Below are 16,150 nucleotides of genomic sequence, written 5' to 3' on the forward strand. Positions count from 1 at the left end.
ACCTGGGCCGTGCCGTCATCGAGCACGGCAAACACCATTTTGCCGCGCCGGGTCATCATGACGCGCACGCTGGCCAGCACGCCGCACATCCATTGCAGGTCGCGCTGCGGCTCGATGCGCGCCAGCGGCATGGGCACGATGCGGCGGACCTCGTCGCGCCAAGCGTCGAAGAGATGGCCGCTGAAGTAATAGCCCAGGGCGGCCTTTTCTTCGGTCAGGCGGGTGTGCAGATTCCAGGGCGCGACCTTGGCCAGTTCGCCGGCCACCACATCGCCGCTGTCGTCGCCGAACAGCGAGGCCTGGTTGGCGCTGCGCGCGGCCTGCTCGGCGGCTTCCATGGCGGTGCCCACCGAGGCCAGCATGGCGGCCCGATTGGGTTCGATGGTGTCGAAGGCGCCCGCGCGGATCAGGGCCTCGATCGTGCGGCGGTTGACCGCGTGCTTGCTGACGCGGCGACAGAAATCGAAGAGATTGGCGAAAGGACCGCCCTCTTCGCGGGCGCGCAGGATCTCCTCGACCGCGCCCTGCCCCGTGCCCTTGACGGCCCCCAGGCCGTAGCGCATGGTGCGCGGCGGCTTGCCGCGGGCCGTATGCGCATCCTCGACGGGCGCGAAGCGGTAGCCGGAGGCATTGACGTCGGGCGGCAGGACTTCCACGCCATTGTCCTGCGCGTCGCGGCAGAAGATCTGCACCTTGTCGGTGTCGTCCATATCGGAGGACAAGGTGGCGGCCAGGAACTCGGCCGGATGGTAGGCCTTGAGCCAGGCCGTCTGGTAGGCAATGAGGGCATAGGCGGCCGAGTGCGACTTGTTGAAGCCGTAGCCGGCGAATTTTTCCATCAGGTCGAACAGCTTGACCGCCAGGTCCGGGTCATGGCCTTTTTCTTGCGCGCCCTTTTGGAAGAGCTCGCGGTGCTTGGCCATCTCCTCGGGTTTTTTCTTGCCCATGGCGCGGCGCAGGAGGTCGGCGCCGCCCAGCGAATAACCCCCGATGATCTGCGAGATCAGCATCACCTGTTCTTGGTAGACGATGACCCCGTAGGTGCTCTTGAGCGTGGCTTCCAGGTCCGGGTGGAAGTAGTCGACCGCGGCGCGGCCGTGCTTGCGGTTGACGAAGTCGTCCACCATGCCGGATTCGAGCGGGCCCGGACGATACAGGGCCAGCATGGCGATGATGTCTTCGAAGGTATTGGGCCGCAGCTTCTTGAGCAGCTCTTTCATGCCGCGCGATTCCAGCTGGAACACGGCGGTGGTGTTGGCGTCGCACAGCACCTTGTAGGCCGCCGGATCGTCCAGCGACAGCGCCATGATGTCGAAGTCGCGCTTGTCGGCGTTGAACTGGCGCACATAGCGCACCGCCCAATCCAGGATGGTCAGGTTGCGCAGGCCAAGGAAGTCGAACTTCACCAGCCCGGCGGCTTCGACGTCATCCTTGTCGAACTGCGAGACCGCGCTGTTTTCCTGGCCGGGCTGGCAATACAGCGGGCAGAAGTCGGTCAGCTTGCCCGGCGCGATGAGCACGCCGCCGGCGTGCATGCCGATGTTGCGGGTCAGGCCCTCGAGCGGCCGGGCCAGGTCCACGAGCGCCCGGACTTCTTCTTCCTGGTCGTAGCGTTCTTTGAAGGCCGGCTCATCCTTGAGGGTGCGCTCCAGCGTCCAGGGGTCGGCCGGATTGAAGGGGATGAGCTTGGACAGGCCGTCGCAGAACATATAGGGCATGTCCAGCACCCGGCCGGCATCGCGCACCACGGCCTTGGCGCCCAGGGTGCCGAAGGTGGCGATCTGGCTCACGGCCGCGCGGCCGTACTTGGTCTTGACGTACTCGATGACCCGTTCGCGGTTGTCCTGGCAGAAATCGATATCGAAGTCGGGCATGGACACCCGCTCCGGATTCAGGAAGCGCTCGAACAGCAGGTCATAGCGGATCGGGTCCAGGTCGGTGATGCCCAGGGCGTAGGCGACCAGCGAGCCGGCGCCCGACCCCCGGCCCGGTCCGACCGGCACGCCGTTGTTCTTGCCCCAGTTAATGAAGTCCTGCACGATGAGGAAGTAACCCGGGAAGCCCATCTGGATGATGGTCTTGCACTCCCAGCGCAGGCGTTCGTAGTAGCTGTCGCGCTGTCGGTCGCGCTCGGCCGGATCGGGATAGAGAAACGCCAGGCGCTTTTCGAGGCCCTCCTCGGACAGCTGCACGAGGTAGTCATCCAGCGACACGCCGTCAGGCGTCGGGAAGATGGGCAGGCGCGGCTTGCCCAGCACCAGCGAGAGATTGCAGCGCTTGGCGATCTCCACCGTGTTGGCAAGCGCCGAGGGCACATCGGCGAAGCGCTTGTGCATCTCCTCCGAGCTTTGCAGGTATTGCTGGGGCGTGAAGCGCTTGACGCGGCGCGGATCGGCCAGGATCTCGCCCTCGGCGATACACACGCGCGCTTCGTGGGCCTGGAATTCTTCGCGGTCCAGGAATTGCACCGGATGGGTCGCCACCACGGGCAACCCGGCCTCGGCGGCCAGCCGCATCGCGGCCTGGGTATAGGCTTCGTCGCCGTCCATGCCGGCGCGCTGCAATTCGATATAGAAGGCGCCGGGGAACATCGCCCCCCATTGCCGCGCCAGCGCCAGGGCGCCCGCGGTATTGCCTGCCTCCAGCGCATGGCCGATATCGCCGGCCCGGCCGCCCGACAGGACGATCAGGCCCTCCTGGCCCTCGAGCCATTCGCGCCGCAATTCGGCCCGGCCCTTGTACTGATTGACCAGGAAAGACTGCGACAGCAGCTCGCACAGGTTGAGATAGCCCTTGTGGTTGCGCACCAGGATGAGGGCGCGGAAGGGCTTGTCACGGTCCTCGTCGTTGCTCAGCCACACATCGCAGCCGGCGATGGGCTTGATCCCGGCGCCCCGGGCGCTCTTGTAGAACTTGATCAGGCCGAAAATATTCGACAGATCCGTCAGGGCGACCGCGGGCTGGCCGAGCTTGGCCACGCGCTTGATGAGATCGGAAATACGCACGATCCCGTCCACGACCGAAAACTCGGAGTGAACGCGCAGGTGTACAAAAGGGGGCGGGTTTGTTACGGCTTCGGACATGGCCCGATTGTACCCGGGCAGGCCTGCCCGGCGGCCTTGCCGGCTCCCGCTTTGCGCGCGATGGAGATTTGTCAAAGCACCCGGCGGGCGGGATATGGGACAATCCCATCCATCACTTCGCTAGACTATCCGTCCCCAAATGAAATGGCTGCTTCCCGGCCTCTGGCTGGCTTCCATCCTGTTCGCACATTTCCGTGGCCGCGTGCGTCTGTCGCTGTCGCGCCAGTTCCTGGATCACTCCGTCATCCTGGCGCCGGTCAACGCCTTCATGGTGCTGTGCTCGCGCGTGCCGACCACGCCTTATCTCACCAGCCGTGAGATCCCCGAACTCCAGGTCCTGGACGACAACTGGGAAATGATCCGCGACGAAGCCCTGAAGATGGCCGAGCTGCAGCGCATCCGGGCCGCCGAGAAGCACGACGACATCGGTTTCAATTCTTTCTTCAAGTATGGCTGGAAACGTTTCTACCTGAAGTGGTATGACGCCCGCCATCCCTCGGCCGAGGAGCTCTGCCCCCGGACGGTGGCCTTGCTCAAGGGGTTGCCCAAGGTGAAGGCCGCCATGTTCGCCGAGCTGCCGCCGGGCGGCAAGCTCAACGCCCACCGCGACCCTTTCGCCGGGTCGCTGCGCTACCATCTGGGCCTGGCCACCCCCAACGACGACCGCTGCTACATCGTGGTCGACGGCGATTCCTACAGCTGGCGCGACGGCGAGAGCGTGGTGTTCGACGAAACCTATGTGCACGAGGCGCACAACAAGAGCGAAGCCAACCGCATCATTCTGTTCTGCGACGTCGAGCGCCCCCTGAAATGGCGCTGGGCCGAGGCCTTCAACCGCTGGTTTGGCCGCAAGGTCATGTCGGCGGCCAGTTCGCCCAATGACGCCGGCGACCAGACCGGCGCCATCAACAAGCTCACCCATGCGCACTGGAAATTCGACCAGAAGCGCAAGCAGTTCAAGGCCTGGAACAAGACCGCCTACAAGGCAACGAAATGGGGCTTGATCGCCCTGGTCGTGCTGGCCTTCCTGGCCTGGTAAGCCCGCGGGGCAGGCCCGCGGTCCGGCGGCCTAGCGCCGCATGGCTTCCCAGGTTTTCATCAGGCGCTTGACCGACACCGGCATGGGCGTGCGCAGTTCCTGGGCGAAGAGCGCCACGCGCAGCTCTTCGAGCAGCCAGCGGAATTCGTCCAGGCGCGGGTCGGGCGCGCCCTTGAGCGCCGCGCGGGCACGCTGGTACTGCGTCAGGAGCGGCGCCATCTCGGCGACCAGGCGCGCATCGCGGGCCGGATCGGCGCGCAGTTTGTCGATGCGGGCGACCGCGGCCTTCAGGTAGCGTGGGTAGTGCGCCAGCTGGGCATAGGGAATGTCGCGCACGAACCACTTGGGCATGAGCGCGCCGATCTGCTGCTGCAGGTCGGCATAGGCGGCCGCGTGCGGCTTGGCCTGGGGCAGCTTGCGCTGCAGGGCGGCATACTCGGTCAGGATAGCCATGGACAGGCGCGCCACCTCCTGGGCCAGCAGGCCGAGCCGGCCCTTGCCGTCCTGGCGCCGGGCCTCGAACTGCTGCTCATTGACCGGCCAGGGATCGCCCAGGCAGGCCTGGGCCAGCGCGCAATCGATGATCTGGTCCCTCAGCTCGTCCTGCGTGCCCAGGGTCATGTAGAACATGCTCATCTTGGTGAGGTCGGTCAGGTTCTTTTCCAGGAACTTGACCTGCTCGCGCAGCCCGATGCGGAACAGACGCAGCAGGCCGGCCCGGTGGTGGCGCCGCGCCTCGTCCGGGTCGTCGAAGACGTCCAGGTCGCAATGCCCGCCCCGGTCCACCAGAGCCGGATAGCCGATGACGGACTGGCCGCCGCGCCGGATTTCCATGATCTCCGGCAAGGGGCCGAAGGTCCAGGCGGTGAGGTTCTCGTGCGCCAGCGCCTGGGCCACCTCGCTGTCGCGCGCGGCCAGCTGCTGGAAGGTCGCCTGGGCCTGCTTGCCCAGGTCGGCCTTGAGCTGGGCAAGATTGCGGCCGGCCGCCAGCATGCGGCCATGCTCGTCCACCACCTTGAAGTTCATGAAGAGGTGGGCCGGCAGGGTCTCCAGCTTGAAATCGCTGGCGATCGGACGCACCTGCACCTGTTTCCACATATCCTCGATCAGCGCCTCGACCAGGCCCATGCCGGGATCGGCGGCGCGCTCGAACCAGCGGTCATAGAAGCCCGCCGCGTAGTCGGGCAGCGGCACGCAATGGCGGCGCAGCTTCTGCGGCAGCGATTTCAGCAGCAGATGCACTTTTTCCTTGAGCATGCCGGGCACCAGCCATTCGCAGCGCTGGGCGTCGATCTGGTTCAGGGCGAACAGCGGCACCGACAGCGTCACACCGTCGCGCGGCGAGCCCGGCTCGAAGTGGTAGTCCAGGGCCATGCTCACGCCCTGCCACTCGACCTTCTTGGGAAAGACGTCGGTGGTCACGCCGGCGGCCTCGTGCCGCATCAGCTCTTCGCGGGTGAGCATCAGCCGCGCGGCTGTCTCTTTGTCCAGCCCGCCGACCCACTTTTCGAGGGTGGCGGTCTGCGACATGCCGGCCGGGATCTGGCGGTCATAGAAAGCGTAGATCAGCTCATCATCGACCAGGATGTCCGGGCGGCGGGCCTGGTGCTCGAGCTTCTCGATGCCGGCGATGAGCTTGCGGTTGTGGGCCACGAAGGCCAGGCGCGTATCGATCTCGCCCGGCACCAGGGCCTGGCGGATGAAAAGCTCGCGCGCATGCTCGGGGTTGATGCGGCCGTATTGCACGCGGCGGCCGCTGTAGATCGCCAGGCCGTAGAGCGTGGCGCGCTCGTTGGCCACGACCTGCCCGGCCTTTTTCTCCCAGCGCGGATCGGACCAGTTGCGGCGTAGCAGATGGGCGGCCACGCGCTCGATCCAGACCGGCTCGATGCGGGCCACGCAGCGCGCGTATAGCCGGGTGGTCTCGACCAGTTCGGCCGCCATGACCCAGCGGCCGGCCTTCTTGGCCAGCCGCGACCCGGGATGGATGTGGAAACGGATGTCGCGCGCGCCCAGGTAGTTGCCGCCCTCTTCGCTCTTGAAGCCGATATTGCCCAGCAGGCCGGTCAAGAGCGCCAGGTGCAGCTGCTCATAGGTGGCATCGCTCTGGTTCAGGCGCCAGCCCTGCTCGCCCACCAGCGCGGCCAGCTGGGTGTGCACGTCGTGCCATTCGCGCAGGCGGATGGGCGAGAGGAAGTTCTGGCGCAACAAGGCCACCAGCTTGCGCTGCGAGGCCTTGTGCTGGACCTGCTCGCCGTACCAGCGCCAGAGCTTCAGGAAGGACAGGAACTCGGATTTGTCGTCGGCGAACTTGGCGTGCGCGGCCTCGGAGGCTTCGCGCTCCTGCATGGGACGGTCGCGCGGGTCTTGGACCGACAGCGCGGCGGCGATGATGAGCATCTCGCTGAGGCATTGCTGCTCGCGGGCGGCCAGGATCATGCGCCCGATGCGCGGGTCGACCGGCAAGCGCGCCAGGTCCTGGCCGATGCGCGTGAGGGTGAACAGGCGCTTGCCGCCTTCGCCCTCGTCCTCGGACATCTCGATGGCGCCGAGTTCCTGCAGCAGGTGGTAGCCGTCGGCCACCGCGCGCCCGGGAGGCGCCTCCACGAAGGGGAATTGCTCGATATCGTCGAGCTTGAGCGCCTTCATGCGCAGGATGACCGAGGCCAGCGAGGAACGCAGCACTTCGGGGTCGGTGAACGGCGCGCGCGCGTTGAAGTCCGTCTCGTCATAGAGCCGGATGCACACGCCCGGCCCGACGCGGCCGCAGCGGCCGGCGCGCTGATTGGCCGAGGCGCGGCTGATAGGCTCGATGCGCAACTGCTCGACCTTGTTGCGCCAAGAGTAGCGCTTGATGCGCGCCAGGCCGCTGTCGACCACGAAGCGTATGCCCGGCACGGTCAGCGAGGTTTCGGCCACATTGGTCGCCAGCACGACACGGCGGCTGTTGCCCCGGGGGTGGAAGATCTGTTCCTGCTCGGCCTGCGACAGGCGCGCATACAGCGGCAGGATCTCGGTGCCCACGGGATGGCGCTTGCGCAAGGCTTCGGCGGATTCGCGGATCTCGCGCTCGCCGGGCAGGAAGACCAGCACATCGCCCGGACCGTGGCGGGCGCATTCGTCCACCGCGTCGACGATGGCATCGACCAGGTCGCGCTCTTCGTCGCCGGCCAGGCGTTCGCGCCCGGGGCGGGCCGGCGCGCTGGCCGCTTCGTCGGTCTGGGGCGGCTGCACCGGGCGGTAACGGACTTCGACCGGATAAAGACGGCCGGACACTTCGATGACCGGCGCGGGCCTGTCCTGCGCGTCGGCGAAGTGCCGGGCAAAGCGTTCGGCGTCGATCGTGGCCGAAGTGATGACCACCTTCAGGTCGGGGCGGCGCGGCAGCAACTGCCGCAGGTAGCCCAGCAGGAAGTCGATGTTCAGGCTGCGCTCATGCGCCTCGTCGATGATGATGGTGTCATAGCGCTTGAGCAGCGGATCGCGCTGCGACTCGGCCAGCAGGATGCCATCGGTCATCAGCTTGATGGCGGCATTGGGCCCGGTGCGGTCATTGAAGCGCACTTGGTAGCCCACCACCTCGCCCATGGGGGTGTTGAGTTCCTCGGCGATGCGCTTGGCCACGGACGTGGCCGCCAGCCGCCGGGGCTGGGTATGGCCGATCATGGCGCGGCGGCCGCGCCCGAGCTCCAGGCAGATCTTGGGCAGCTGGGTGGTCTTGCCCGAGCCGGTTTCGCCGCTGACGATCACCACCTGATGGGCGGCGATGGCGCGCGCGATCTCCTGGCGCCGCGCGCTGACGGGCAGGTCTTCCGGGTAGGTGATGACGGGGATGGGTCGTTCGGGGCGGTCGGCGCGTTCCGGGCGGTCGGGCCTGGGCGCGGGCCGGCGCGCGGCGGCCGGACGGGGCGTTTCTGGCATGTGTCGGGATCCTTTGAGCCGGCATTATAAATTTGCCGCGCGGCCCTGGCGCGCGGGCGGTCTTTTCCGGCGCCCCTCGCAGCCGGGCGCGGCCCTATAATTTCAGCAGCCGCCCCGGCGGCCTGCCACACCGCCACGCGGTGCGCCGATACCTTTACCTGACCGCATATCCCCCATCATGCCCGACCTGGAAGCCGACACCGTCTCAGCCCTTGAAGCGCCCGAATTCGCCCCCGCGCAGTTCGTGCGATGGTTCCGAGAGGTGGCGCCTTATGTGCATGCCTTCCGAGGCAAGACTTTTGTGGTGGCTTTCGGCGGCGAGCTGGTGCAGGCCGGCGCGCTGAACACGCTGGTGCAGGACCTGTCGCTGCTGTCGGCGCTGGGCATCCACCTGGTGCTGGTCCATGGGTCGCGCCCGCAGGTCAATGAACAGCTGCGCCTGAAGGGCTACACGCAGCAATTCGGCCGCGGCATGGAGCCCACCGATGCCGCCGCGCTGGAATGCGCCAAGGAAGCTGCCGGCGAAATCCGCCTGGACATCGAAGCCGCCTTCAGCCAGGGGCTGCCCAATACGCCCATGTCCAACTCGCATGTGCGCGTGATCTCCGGCAATTTCGTCACGGCCCGGCCGGCCGGGGTGCTCGATGGCGTGGACTACAAACACACCGGCCATGTGCGCAAGATCGATGTCGATGCGCTGAAGTTCGCCATCGAGAGCGGCTCCATCGTGCTGCTCTCGCCGCTGGGCTTCTCGCCCACCGGCGAGGCCTTCAACCTCGCCATGGAAGACCTGGCCACCAGCGTGGCCGTGGCCTTGCGGGCCGAGAAACTCATTTTCCTGTCAAGTTCGGCAGGGGTGCTCAACGACGACGGCTCGGTGGACACCGAGCTGGCGCGCGTGGATGCCGATGCGCTGCTGGCCGCCGGCCAGCTGGACGAAGACACGGCTTTCTTCCTGCGCCATGCCTCGCTGGCGGTCAAGCGCGGCGTGGCCCGCGCCCATGTGGTGCCCTACAGCCTGGACGGCAGCGTGCTGCTGGAGATCTTCACGCACGACGGCGTGGGCACCATGGTGGTCGAGGACACCCTGGACGACCTGCGCCCGGCCACCCTGGACGATGTCGGCGCCATCCTCAGCCTGATCGAGCCGCTGGAAGCCGACGGCACGCTGGTGGCCCGCCCGCGCGGCGTGATCGAGCGCGACGTGGAGCATTTCACGGTGCTGGAGCATGACGGCGTGATCTATGGCTGCGCCGCCCTCTACCCCTACCCGGAAGACAGCATGGCCGAGATGGCCTGCCTGATCGTCCATCCGGAATGGCAAGGCTCGGGCGAAGGCGAGATTCTGCTGCGCCACATGGAATCGCGCGCCCGCGCCCTGGGCCTGAAGCGGTTGTTCGTGCTCACCACGCGGACCTCCCATTGGTTCATGAAGCGTGGCTTCGTGCAATGCGGCATCGCCGACCTGCCGCTGGATAAACAGCAGCACTACAACCGCTCGCGCAATAGCCTCATCTTCATCAAGAAGCTCTGAGCCCCGCCGGATAGACCCTGCGCCGCGCAGGGTCTATCGGCGCCGCATGGCCGGCCAAGGCCGTTAAAATGGGCCATTCGAAACTCATCGGCAGCAGAAAAATGGCCCGTACCGTCAACTGTGTGAAACTCAAGCGCGAAGCCGAAGGCCTGGACTTCCCGCCTTATCCCGGCGAGCTGGGCGCGCGCATCTGGCGCGAAGTCTCCAAGGAAGCCTGGGAAGAATGGAAGCAGGTCCAGACCCGGCTGGTCAATGAAAACCGCCTGAACCTGGCCGACGCCCGCGCCCGCAAGTATCTGCAGCAGCAGATGGAACGCTTCCTGTTCGAAGACGGCACGGTCGAAGCCCAGGGCTACGTCCCGCCGTCGGCCTGATCGCCGGCCCGCCCTGTCCGAAAAAAAGCCCGGCGCAGGGCCGGGCTCGCAGCGGCTGGCCTCGGGCTTCAGCCGGCTTCTTGCTCGTTCGTCGCCCCCGCCGGCTTGGCCTCGGCTTCTTCGCCTCGGGCCAGGCGTTCGGTGTTCTTCACGCCGGTATGGCGGACATCGGCGCCCTTGACCATGTAGATCACGCGCTCGGCCATGTTCTTGGCATGGTCGCCGATGCGCTCGAGCGCGCGGGCGATGAACACCATGTCGATGGCACGCGAGATGGTGCGCGGATCTTCCATCATGTAGGTGATGAGGTTCCGCAGGGCGCCCTTCCATTCCTTGTCGACTTCCTTGTCGCTGCGCACGACCTGCGCGGCGAGGATGGGATCCAGGCGGGCAAAGGCGTCCAGCGCCTGGCGCAGCATGTTGCCGACATTGATGGCCATGTGGCGCAGCTCGATCAGCGGGATATGGTGCTGCGCGTTGTCGTACATGCGGCGCACGGCGGTGGCGATCTTCTCGGCTTCGTCGCCCGAACGCTCCATGTCGGTGAGCATCTTGGAGACGGCCAGCAGCGTGCGCAGGTCGATGGCGGTAGGCTGGTGGCGAGCCAGGATCAGGCTGATGCGCTCGTCGATCTCGACCTCGTGGCGATTGACTTCCTTCTCGCGCTCGCGGACCTTCTCGACCAGGGACATATCCCCGGAGGCCAGGGCCTCGATCGCCTCGTGGATCATGGCCTCGACCACTCCGCCCATTTGCAGAAACTGCGAACGGACGGCGCCCAGGTCGGCGTCGAACTGTTTGTTGGTGTGCTCCGTCATCCGGACTCCCTGCGATTGTGGTCTCATGGCTACGCCCCCCTTTTTGGCGCTCGAATGACGCGGGGGACCTGCCGACCCGCAAGGTTATGACCCGAGTGTGACAGGATTATGAATGCCGCCCCCCGCCAGGGCAAGGCGGCGGCAACCGGAATCAGCGCGCCAGGCGGCGGATGCCGTTCTGCGTGGCCAGCAGGGCCACATCGGCGCCGTGCAGCGCGAACAGGCCGCAGGTCACCACGCCGGGAATATCGTTCACGCGGGCTTCCAGGCCCGGGGCGTCCGTGATGGCCAGGCCGTGCACGTCCAGGATGATATTGCCGTTGTCCGTGACGAATCCCTCGCGCAGGCTGGGCCGCCCGCCCAGCGCGGCCAGGCTGCGCGCCACGGCTTCGCGGGCCATGGGAATGACTTCGACCGGCAAGGGAAAGACGCCCAGGCGCTGGACCAGCTTGGACTCATCGGCGATGCAGATGAAACGCTCGGCGACCGAGGCGACGATCTTCTCGCGGGTCAGCGCGCCGCCGCCGCCCTTGATCATGTGCAGGTTGGCATCGATTTCGTCGGCGCCGTCGACATAGATGGGCATGAACGGCACGTCGTTGAGGTCCAACACCGGCAGGCCATGACCGGCCAGGCGCTGGGCGCTGCGCTCGGAACTGGCGACCGTGCCGCGCAGACGGCCGGCGAACCGGGCCAGCCCGTCGATGAAGAGGTCGGCGGTCGAGCCGGTGCCCACGCCGATGACGACATCGGGGCCGGCGACCTGCGCGACGAATTCGAGGGCCGCGTCGGCGGCCTGTTGTTTGAGCTGTTGCTGAGTAAGCATGATGAAGGCGGGCGCGATGCGCCGGATGGAAGATGCAGACGGGAATTTAGCAGATCGCCGGCCAAGCCCGCGCCAGGATGGCCGCGATGGCCGGCGCCGGCAGGTTTTCGCCGTACAGGCCCGCTGCGGCCAGGCGGGTGGCCGCGAAGGCCTGGCCCAGCGGCTGCGGCGCATGGCGCAGCATGAGCGCGGCCTGCATGAGCCGCGCCAGGCCGCCGGCCAGTTCGCGCCCCTGCCCCTCCTCGGGCCGCCGGGCCAGCGCCAGCCAATCCGCCAGGGCCCGGTCGTAGCGCGCGTCCATGCCGCCCGCCAGCGTCAGCTCCTGGCGCAAAGCCTCCAGCGCGTCCGGCTCGCGGGCCAGCGCGCGCAGCACATCGAGGGCCATGACATTGCCCGACCCCTCCCAGATGGAATTGACGGGCGCTTCGCGATAGAGCCGCGCCAAGGGTCCTTCTTCCACATAACCGTTGCCGCCCAGCACCTCCATGGCTTCGCCCAGGGCGGCGATAGCCCGCTTGCACACCCAGAACTTGGCCGCCGGGGTCGCCGCCCGCAGCAGGAGGCGCTCGCCGCCGTCCATGGCCTGCGCCAGGCGCAGCCCCAGCAGCATGGCGGCCTCGCTCTCCAGGGCCAGGTCCGCCAGCACCGCCCGCATGATGGGTTGGGCCGCCAGGCGCTGGCCGAAGGCCTGGCGGTGCTGGGCGTGGTGCATGGCCTGCACCAGCCCTTGCCGCAGCAGGGCGGCGCTGCCCAGGACGCAATCCAGCCGCGTGGTGGCGGCCATCTCCAGCAGCACGGCCAGCCCCTTTCCCGGCTCGCCCAGCAGCACCGCCCAGGCGTCCTCGAACTCGACCTCGGCGCTGGCGTTGCTGCGATTGCCCAGCTTGTCTTTCAGCCGGCGCAGGCGGATGGCATTGCGCGGCCCACCGGGGATCCAGCGCGGCGTGAAAAAGCAACTGATACCTTCGTCCGTGCGGGCCAGCACCAGATGCGCATCGGCCTGCGGCACCGAGAAGAACCATTTATGACCGACCAGCCAATAGGGCTGTCCGCGCCCGGGCGAGCCCCGGGGCCGCGCATGGGTGGTGATGGCCCGAAGATCCGAGCCGCCCTGCTTTTCCGTCAGGCCCATGCCAAGCAGGGCGCCCTGCTTGGCGCCCAAGGGCGCATCGGCCCCATCGAAGCCGCGGGCCATCAGCCGGGGCAGCCAGTCGCGTGTGTAATCGACCACCCCGGCCGGCTCGCGCATGAGCAAGGGGATGGCGGCGTGGGTCATGGTGATGGGACAAAGCGTACCGGCCTCGACCTGGCCCTGCAGGAAAAACCCCGCGGCGCGCGCCACATGGGCGGCGGGCCCGGGCTGGGCCCAGGGCCGGCAATGCAGGCCGCGCTTCATGGCCCCGCTCATCAGCAGGCCCCAGGCAGGGTGGAAGGCGACATGATCGATGCGGTGGCCGCCAGGGTCGTAGGCCTGCAGCACGGGGGCGTTGCGGTTGGCGTCGGCCGCCGCGGCCAGCGTCTGGGCGCGGCCCAGCCAGGCGCCGTGCTCGGCCAGTTCCGTCGCCGGGACGCCGGCGCGCGCGACGGCTTGCTTGAGGGCCGGGTCGGTGTCGAATAGCGAGTAGTCTTCGAGCGGGCCGACCTGGTTGGTGACTTGATGCGTGGCGAAGGGCTGCATGGTGTCTCCCGGAACCGCCACGGGCCTGGACCTAGCGCTCCGCGGCTGGCCCTAGTGTATCGGCTTCATCGCCCAGCAGACGATCGGCCTGCTCGCCGGGCAGCGCCTCGACGGCGGTGAGATTGCGCAGCATGACCCGCGTGCGGGTCTCGGTATGGCCGATCTTGTTGCTGGCCGTTTCGAGCGATTTCTTGACGCTGGCCAGCGACTCGCCGAACTTGCCGAACTCGGTCTTGACGGCGCGCAGCACCTGCCAGACCTCGGAGGAACGCCGCTCGATGGCCAGCGTACGGAATCCCATCTGCAGGCTGTTCAGCAGGGCGGCCAGGTTGGTCGGGCCGGCCACGTTCACGCGCATGGCCTGCAGCTTGTCCACGAGACCCGGCTGGCGCAGCACCTCGGCATACAGGCCCTCGGTGGGCAGGAACATGATGGCGAAGTCCGTCGTGTGCGGCGGGGCGACATACTTGCCGGCGATCAACCGGCCCTGCGCCTCGACGGCACGGGCCAGGGCCGCGCCGGCGACGCGGGCGGCTTCGTGGTCCGCCGCATCCTGCGCCGCCTGCAGCCGCTCGTACTCCTCCTTGGGGAATTTGGCGTCGATGGGCAGCCACACCGGATCGGCGCCGCGTCCCGGCAGGCGGATGGCGAATTCGACGATCTCGTCGCTGCCAGGCACTGGCTTGACGTTGCGCGCGTACTGCTCGGCCGTCATGCTGTCTTCGATCAGGCGCGCCAGTTGCACCTCGCCCCAGGTGCCGCGCGACTTGACGTTGGTCAGCACGCGCTTGAGGTCGCCCACCCCGGCGGCCAGCGTCTGCATTTCTCCCAGGCCTTTGTGCACGGCCTCCAGGCGCTCGGACACCAGGCGGAAGGATTCGCCCAGGCGCTGCTCCAGTGTGGCGTGCAATTTTTCGTCCACGGTGCGCCGCATCTCTTCCAGGCGCGCGCCGTTGTCGGCCTGCAGTGTCTGCAGGCGCTGGTCGACGGTCTGGCGGATCTCCTGCATGCGGCGGTCGTTGATTTCCACCAGGCCTTGCAGGCGTTCGCCGAACTGGCTGCCGAAACGCGCCAGCGACTCGGCCGACTCGCGCCGGCCTTCGCGCTGGCTGTCGGCCAGGTCGGCGCGCAGGCCGCGCTCGACTCTTTCCAGCGCCTCGTGCAGGCCCTGCAATTGCGCGCGGCTGGCCGACGGACGCAGGCCGGCCCACAGGCCCAGCAGCGCCGCCACGACCGCGGCGCCGGCCGCCATCCAAAGCAGTATTTCCTGTAGCGCCACGAACCTCTCTCCCGAAAAAGCGATTATAGAAAACCGGGGCCGGACTTCAGCGTGGCAATTTCTCCACATCCCCCAGCGTTTTTCGGCGAATTTGCAACGGGTTGAAAATCTTTCAGCAATCCGTCAGCTTGCTTTCAGGTGCATAAGGATAAGATTGGAAAGAAATGTCCCTAATTAGCCGGCAACCGGGCTGCATGCTTCAAACACCGCAAAGCCTCCCTCCCCTTCCGGTAGAGGAGTCTCACTTCCATGATGTTTTCGGTCCCATCGACCTGAGCCACGCCGCTGTCCTGGCCCAGGGCGGAGACCGTTACGTCTTCGAACATCCCCATGATTCCTGTTTGCTCATCAAGATCATGGATATGCAGGCGCGCGGCATCTACCTGGCCAAGCGGCCTTTCAAGCGCTGGTACAAGCAATTCCAGCGCGAAGGCGCCTACCGGGTCTACCTGAACGAATTCAATGAGTATGTCAGCAGCGCGACCCGGCCTTCGGGCGTCTGGCGCCTGCCCCTGGCCCGCGTGCTGGGCGTGGCGCAGACCAATCTGGGCCTGGGCCTGCTGGTCGAGAAGATACGCGATGCCCAGGGCGGCATGGCGCCCTCGTTGCGGGATTTGGCCGGCCAGGGGCGCTACACCGGCGAACTGGCCAGCCAGCTGGACCGGCTGATCGAGGATCTGGCCGATGCGCACGTCGTGCTGCACGACCTGTCGCCGGGCAATATCGCCGTGGGCTACAACGCCGACGGCAAGCATGGGCTGTATCTGGTGGATGGATTCGGCGTCATGCCGCTCATCCCCTTCCAGGCCTGGAGCCGGCGCCTGAACCGCCGGCGCATCCTGAAGAAATACGCCGAAATGCGGGCCAAGCTGCCCGTCCCGCAAGCCGGCTGATCAGGCCGGCACCACCCTGCCCTGGCGGTCTATCCAGTCATAGTCCCGTCCGGCCTGCTGGCCGCGGCGCAGGGGATTGCGGGTGCAGAAGGCCGCATAGGCCGGGTCCACAAAGCGATAAGGCAGGTGCTCATCGCGCCCGGCAGGGATGCCCAGGCGGGTCGTGCGCAGCATTTTCGGCACGGGCTGGCCCGCGTCCTGCACGAAGAACAGCTCCGGATCAAAGCCGCGCGCATCCCATTGCGGCACCTTCAGGTCCAGCGCCCTGCACAAGAGTGTCTGGCCGGCGCAGAGTTTTTCGCGCGGGCGCGCCTGGCCGCGGGCATCGGGATTGAGGGCCTGCATCGCGGCCAGCGACGCCTCGCCGGAGACCGCATCCAGCCAGGGATAGGCCGATTTGATGAGCACGGCGTTGCCGGGGCCGCGGGCGCTGAAGTTCAGCGAGTCGCCCCCGCGCGCGTAATACATATAGATGGTGCCGCCGTCCATGAAGAGCGCGCGCCGCTTATGCGTATAGCCCAGCGAGGCGTGGCTGCCTTTCTCGACGCGGTAATAGGCTTCGGTCTCGATGATGCGGGCCGACAGCCAGAGCGGCCCCAGGCGCCGGCGTATGACCTTGCCCAGCAGATCTCGCGCCAGGGTCGCCGCGTCGCGGTCGAAAAAGCTGTCGGGCAGGGGCGCCATGGCGCCAGCGCCGCCCGCCAT

General features: G+C 67.2%; 11 protein-coding genes. 4 read left to right on the forward strand and 7 right to left on the reverse strand.

Annotated features, from left to right (window positions below; all coding sequences use genetic code 11):
- On the reverse strand, window positions 1-3,083 hold a 3,083-nt coding region (gene dnaE / locus AXA74_RS19345), incomplete at its 3' end, for a DNA polymerase III subunit alpha (RefSeq protein WP_060833249.1).
- A gap of 139 nt (window positions 3,084-3,222) precedes the next feature.
- Here dnaE and lpxO point away from each other — a divergent pair.
- Window positions 3,223-4,122, forward strand: a complete 900-nt coding sequence (gene lpxO, locus AXA74_RS19350) for a lipid A hydroxylase LpxO (RefSeq protein WP_029577329.1) — start codon at window positions 3,223-3,225, stop codon at window positions 4,120-4,122.
- A 30-nt stretch (window positions 4,123-4,152) separates the two neighbouring features.
- Here lpxO and hrpA read toward each other — a convergent pair whose 3' ends face one another.
- Entirely contained in the window at window positions 4,153-8,043 is a 3,891-nt protein-coding gene (gene hrpA, locus AXA74_RS19355; RefSeq protein WP_032955077.1) for an ATP-dependent RNA helicase HrpA, read from the reverse strand.
- Window positions 8,044-8,221: 178 nt separating this feature from the next.
- On the opposite strand from hrpA, the gene argA reads away from it, so the two are divergent.
- Window positions 8,222-9,577 (forward strand): amino-acid N-acetyltransferase, encoded by a 1,356-nt coding sequence (gene argA, locus AXA74_RS19360; protein WP_029577327.1) that lies wholly within the window; start codon window positions 8,222-8,224, stop codon window positions 9,575-9,577.
- A gap of 101 nt (window positions 9,578-9,678) precedes the next feature.
- Window positions 9,679-9,951, forward strand: a complete 273-nt coding sequence (locus AXA74_RS19365) for an oxidative damage protection protein (protein ID WP_029577326.1) — start codon at window positions 9,679-9,681, stop codon at window positions 9,949-9,951.
- A gap of 68 nt (window positions 9,952-10,019) precedes the next feature.
- Here AXA74_RS19365 and phoU read toward each other — a convergent pair whose 3' ends face one another.
- The 4 genes from phoU to AXA74_RS19385 all read right to left on the reverse strand — a co-directional run bounded on the left by phoU (window position 10,020) and on the right by AXA74_RS19385 (window position 14,621).
- On the reverse strand, window positions 10,020-10,769 hold the full coding sequence (gene phoU, locus AXA74_RS19370) for a phosphate signaling complex protein PhoU (protein ID WP_029577325.1): 750 nt from the start codon (window positions 10,767-10,769) through the stop codon (window positions 10,020-10,022).
- Window positions 10,770-10,920: 151 nt separating this feature from the next.
- A complete protein-coding gene (rpiA, locus tag AXA74_RS19375; protein ID WP_032964388.1) occupies window positions 10,921-11,595 on the reverse strand; it encodes a ribose-5-phosphate isomerase RpiA in 675 nt (224 codons plus the stop codon).
- A gap of 46 nt (window positions 11,596-11,641) precedes the next feature.
- Window positions 11,642-13,273 (reverse strand): isovaleryl-CoA dehydrogenase, encoded by a 1,632-nt coding sequence (locus AXA74_RS19380; protein WP_032978119.1) that lies wholly within the window; start codon window positions 13,271-13,273, stop codon window positions 11,642-11,644.
- A 31-nt stretch (window positions 13,274-13,304) separates the two neighbouring features.
- Complete coding sequence (locus AXA74_RS19385; protein WP_048940219.1) at window positions 13,305-14,621, reverse strand: DNA recombination protein RmuC; 1,317 nt, start codon at window positions 14,619-14,621, stop codon at window positions 13,305-13,307.
- A 125-nt stretch (window positions 14,622-14,746) separates the two neighbouring features.
- On the opposite strand from AXA74_RS19385, the gene AXA74_RS19390 reads away from it, so the two are divergent.
- Complete coding sequence (locus AXA74_RS19390; protein ID WP_029577321.1) at window positions 14,747-15,445, forward strand: PhoP regulatory network YrbL family protein; 699 nt, start codon at window positions 14,747-14,749, stop codon at window positions 15,443-15,445.
- Here the strand turns inward: AXA74_RS19390 and AXA74_RS19395 are convergent, their stop codons facing one another.
- Complete coding sequence (locus tag AXA74_RS19395) at window positions 15,446-16,150, reverse strand: DNA-3-methyladenine glycosylase (RefSeq protein ID WP_032978121.1); 705 nt, start codon at window positions 16,148-16,150, stop codon at window positions 15,446-15,448. It abuts the gene before it with no gap.

Origin of the sequence: Bordetella hinzii LMG 13501, from assembly GCF_001548475.1 — a bacterium.
GTDB lineage: Bacteria > Pseudomonadota > Gammaproteobacteria > Burkholderiales > Burkholderiaceae_B > Bordetella > Bordetella hinzii.

Bases quoted from the DNA above. Each gene is read 5' to 3' on its own strand.
- hrpA (WP_032955077.1), bottom strand. From the start codon at position 8,043: ATGCCAGAAACGCCCCGTCCGGCCGCCGCGCGCCGGCCCGCGCCCAGG.
- AXA74_RS19365 (WP_029577326.1), top strand. From the start codon at position 9,679: ATGGCCCGTACCGTCAACTGTGTGAAACTCAAGCGCGAAGCCGAAGGC.
- AXA74_RS19395 (WP_032978121.1), bottom strand. From the start codon at position 16,150: ATGGCGGGCGGCGCTGGCGCCATGGCGCCCCTGCCCGACAGCTTTTTC.
- phoU (WP_029577325.1), bottom strand. From the start codon at position 10,769: ATGACGGAGCACACCAACAAACAGTTCGACGCCGACCTGGGCGCCGTC.
- lpxO (WP_029577329.1), top strand. From the start codon at position 3,223: ATGAAATGGCTGCTTCCCGGCCTCTGGCTGGCTTCCATCCTGTTCGCA.
- AXA74_RS19380 (WP_032978119.1), bottom strand. From the start codon at position 13,273: ATGCAGCCCTTCGCCACGCATCAAGTCACCAACCAGGTCGGCCCGCTC.
- AXA74_RS19390 (WP_029577321.1), top strand. From the start codon at position 14,747: ATGCTTCAAACACCGCAAAGCCTCCCTCCCCTTCCGGTAGAGGAGTCT.
- rpiA (WP_032964388.1), bottom strand. From the start codon at position 11,595: ATGCTTACTCAGCAACAGCTCAAACAACAGGCCGCCGACGCGGCCCTC.
- argA (WP_029577327.1), top strand. From the start codon at position 8,222: ATGCCCGACCTGGAAGCCGACACCGTCTCAGCCCTTGAAGCGCCCGAA.
- AXA74_RS19385 (WP_048940219.1), bottom strand. From the start codon at position 14,621: ATGTGGAGAAATTGCCACGCTGAAGTCCGGCCCCGGTTTTCTATAATC.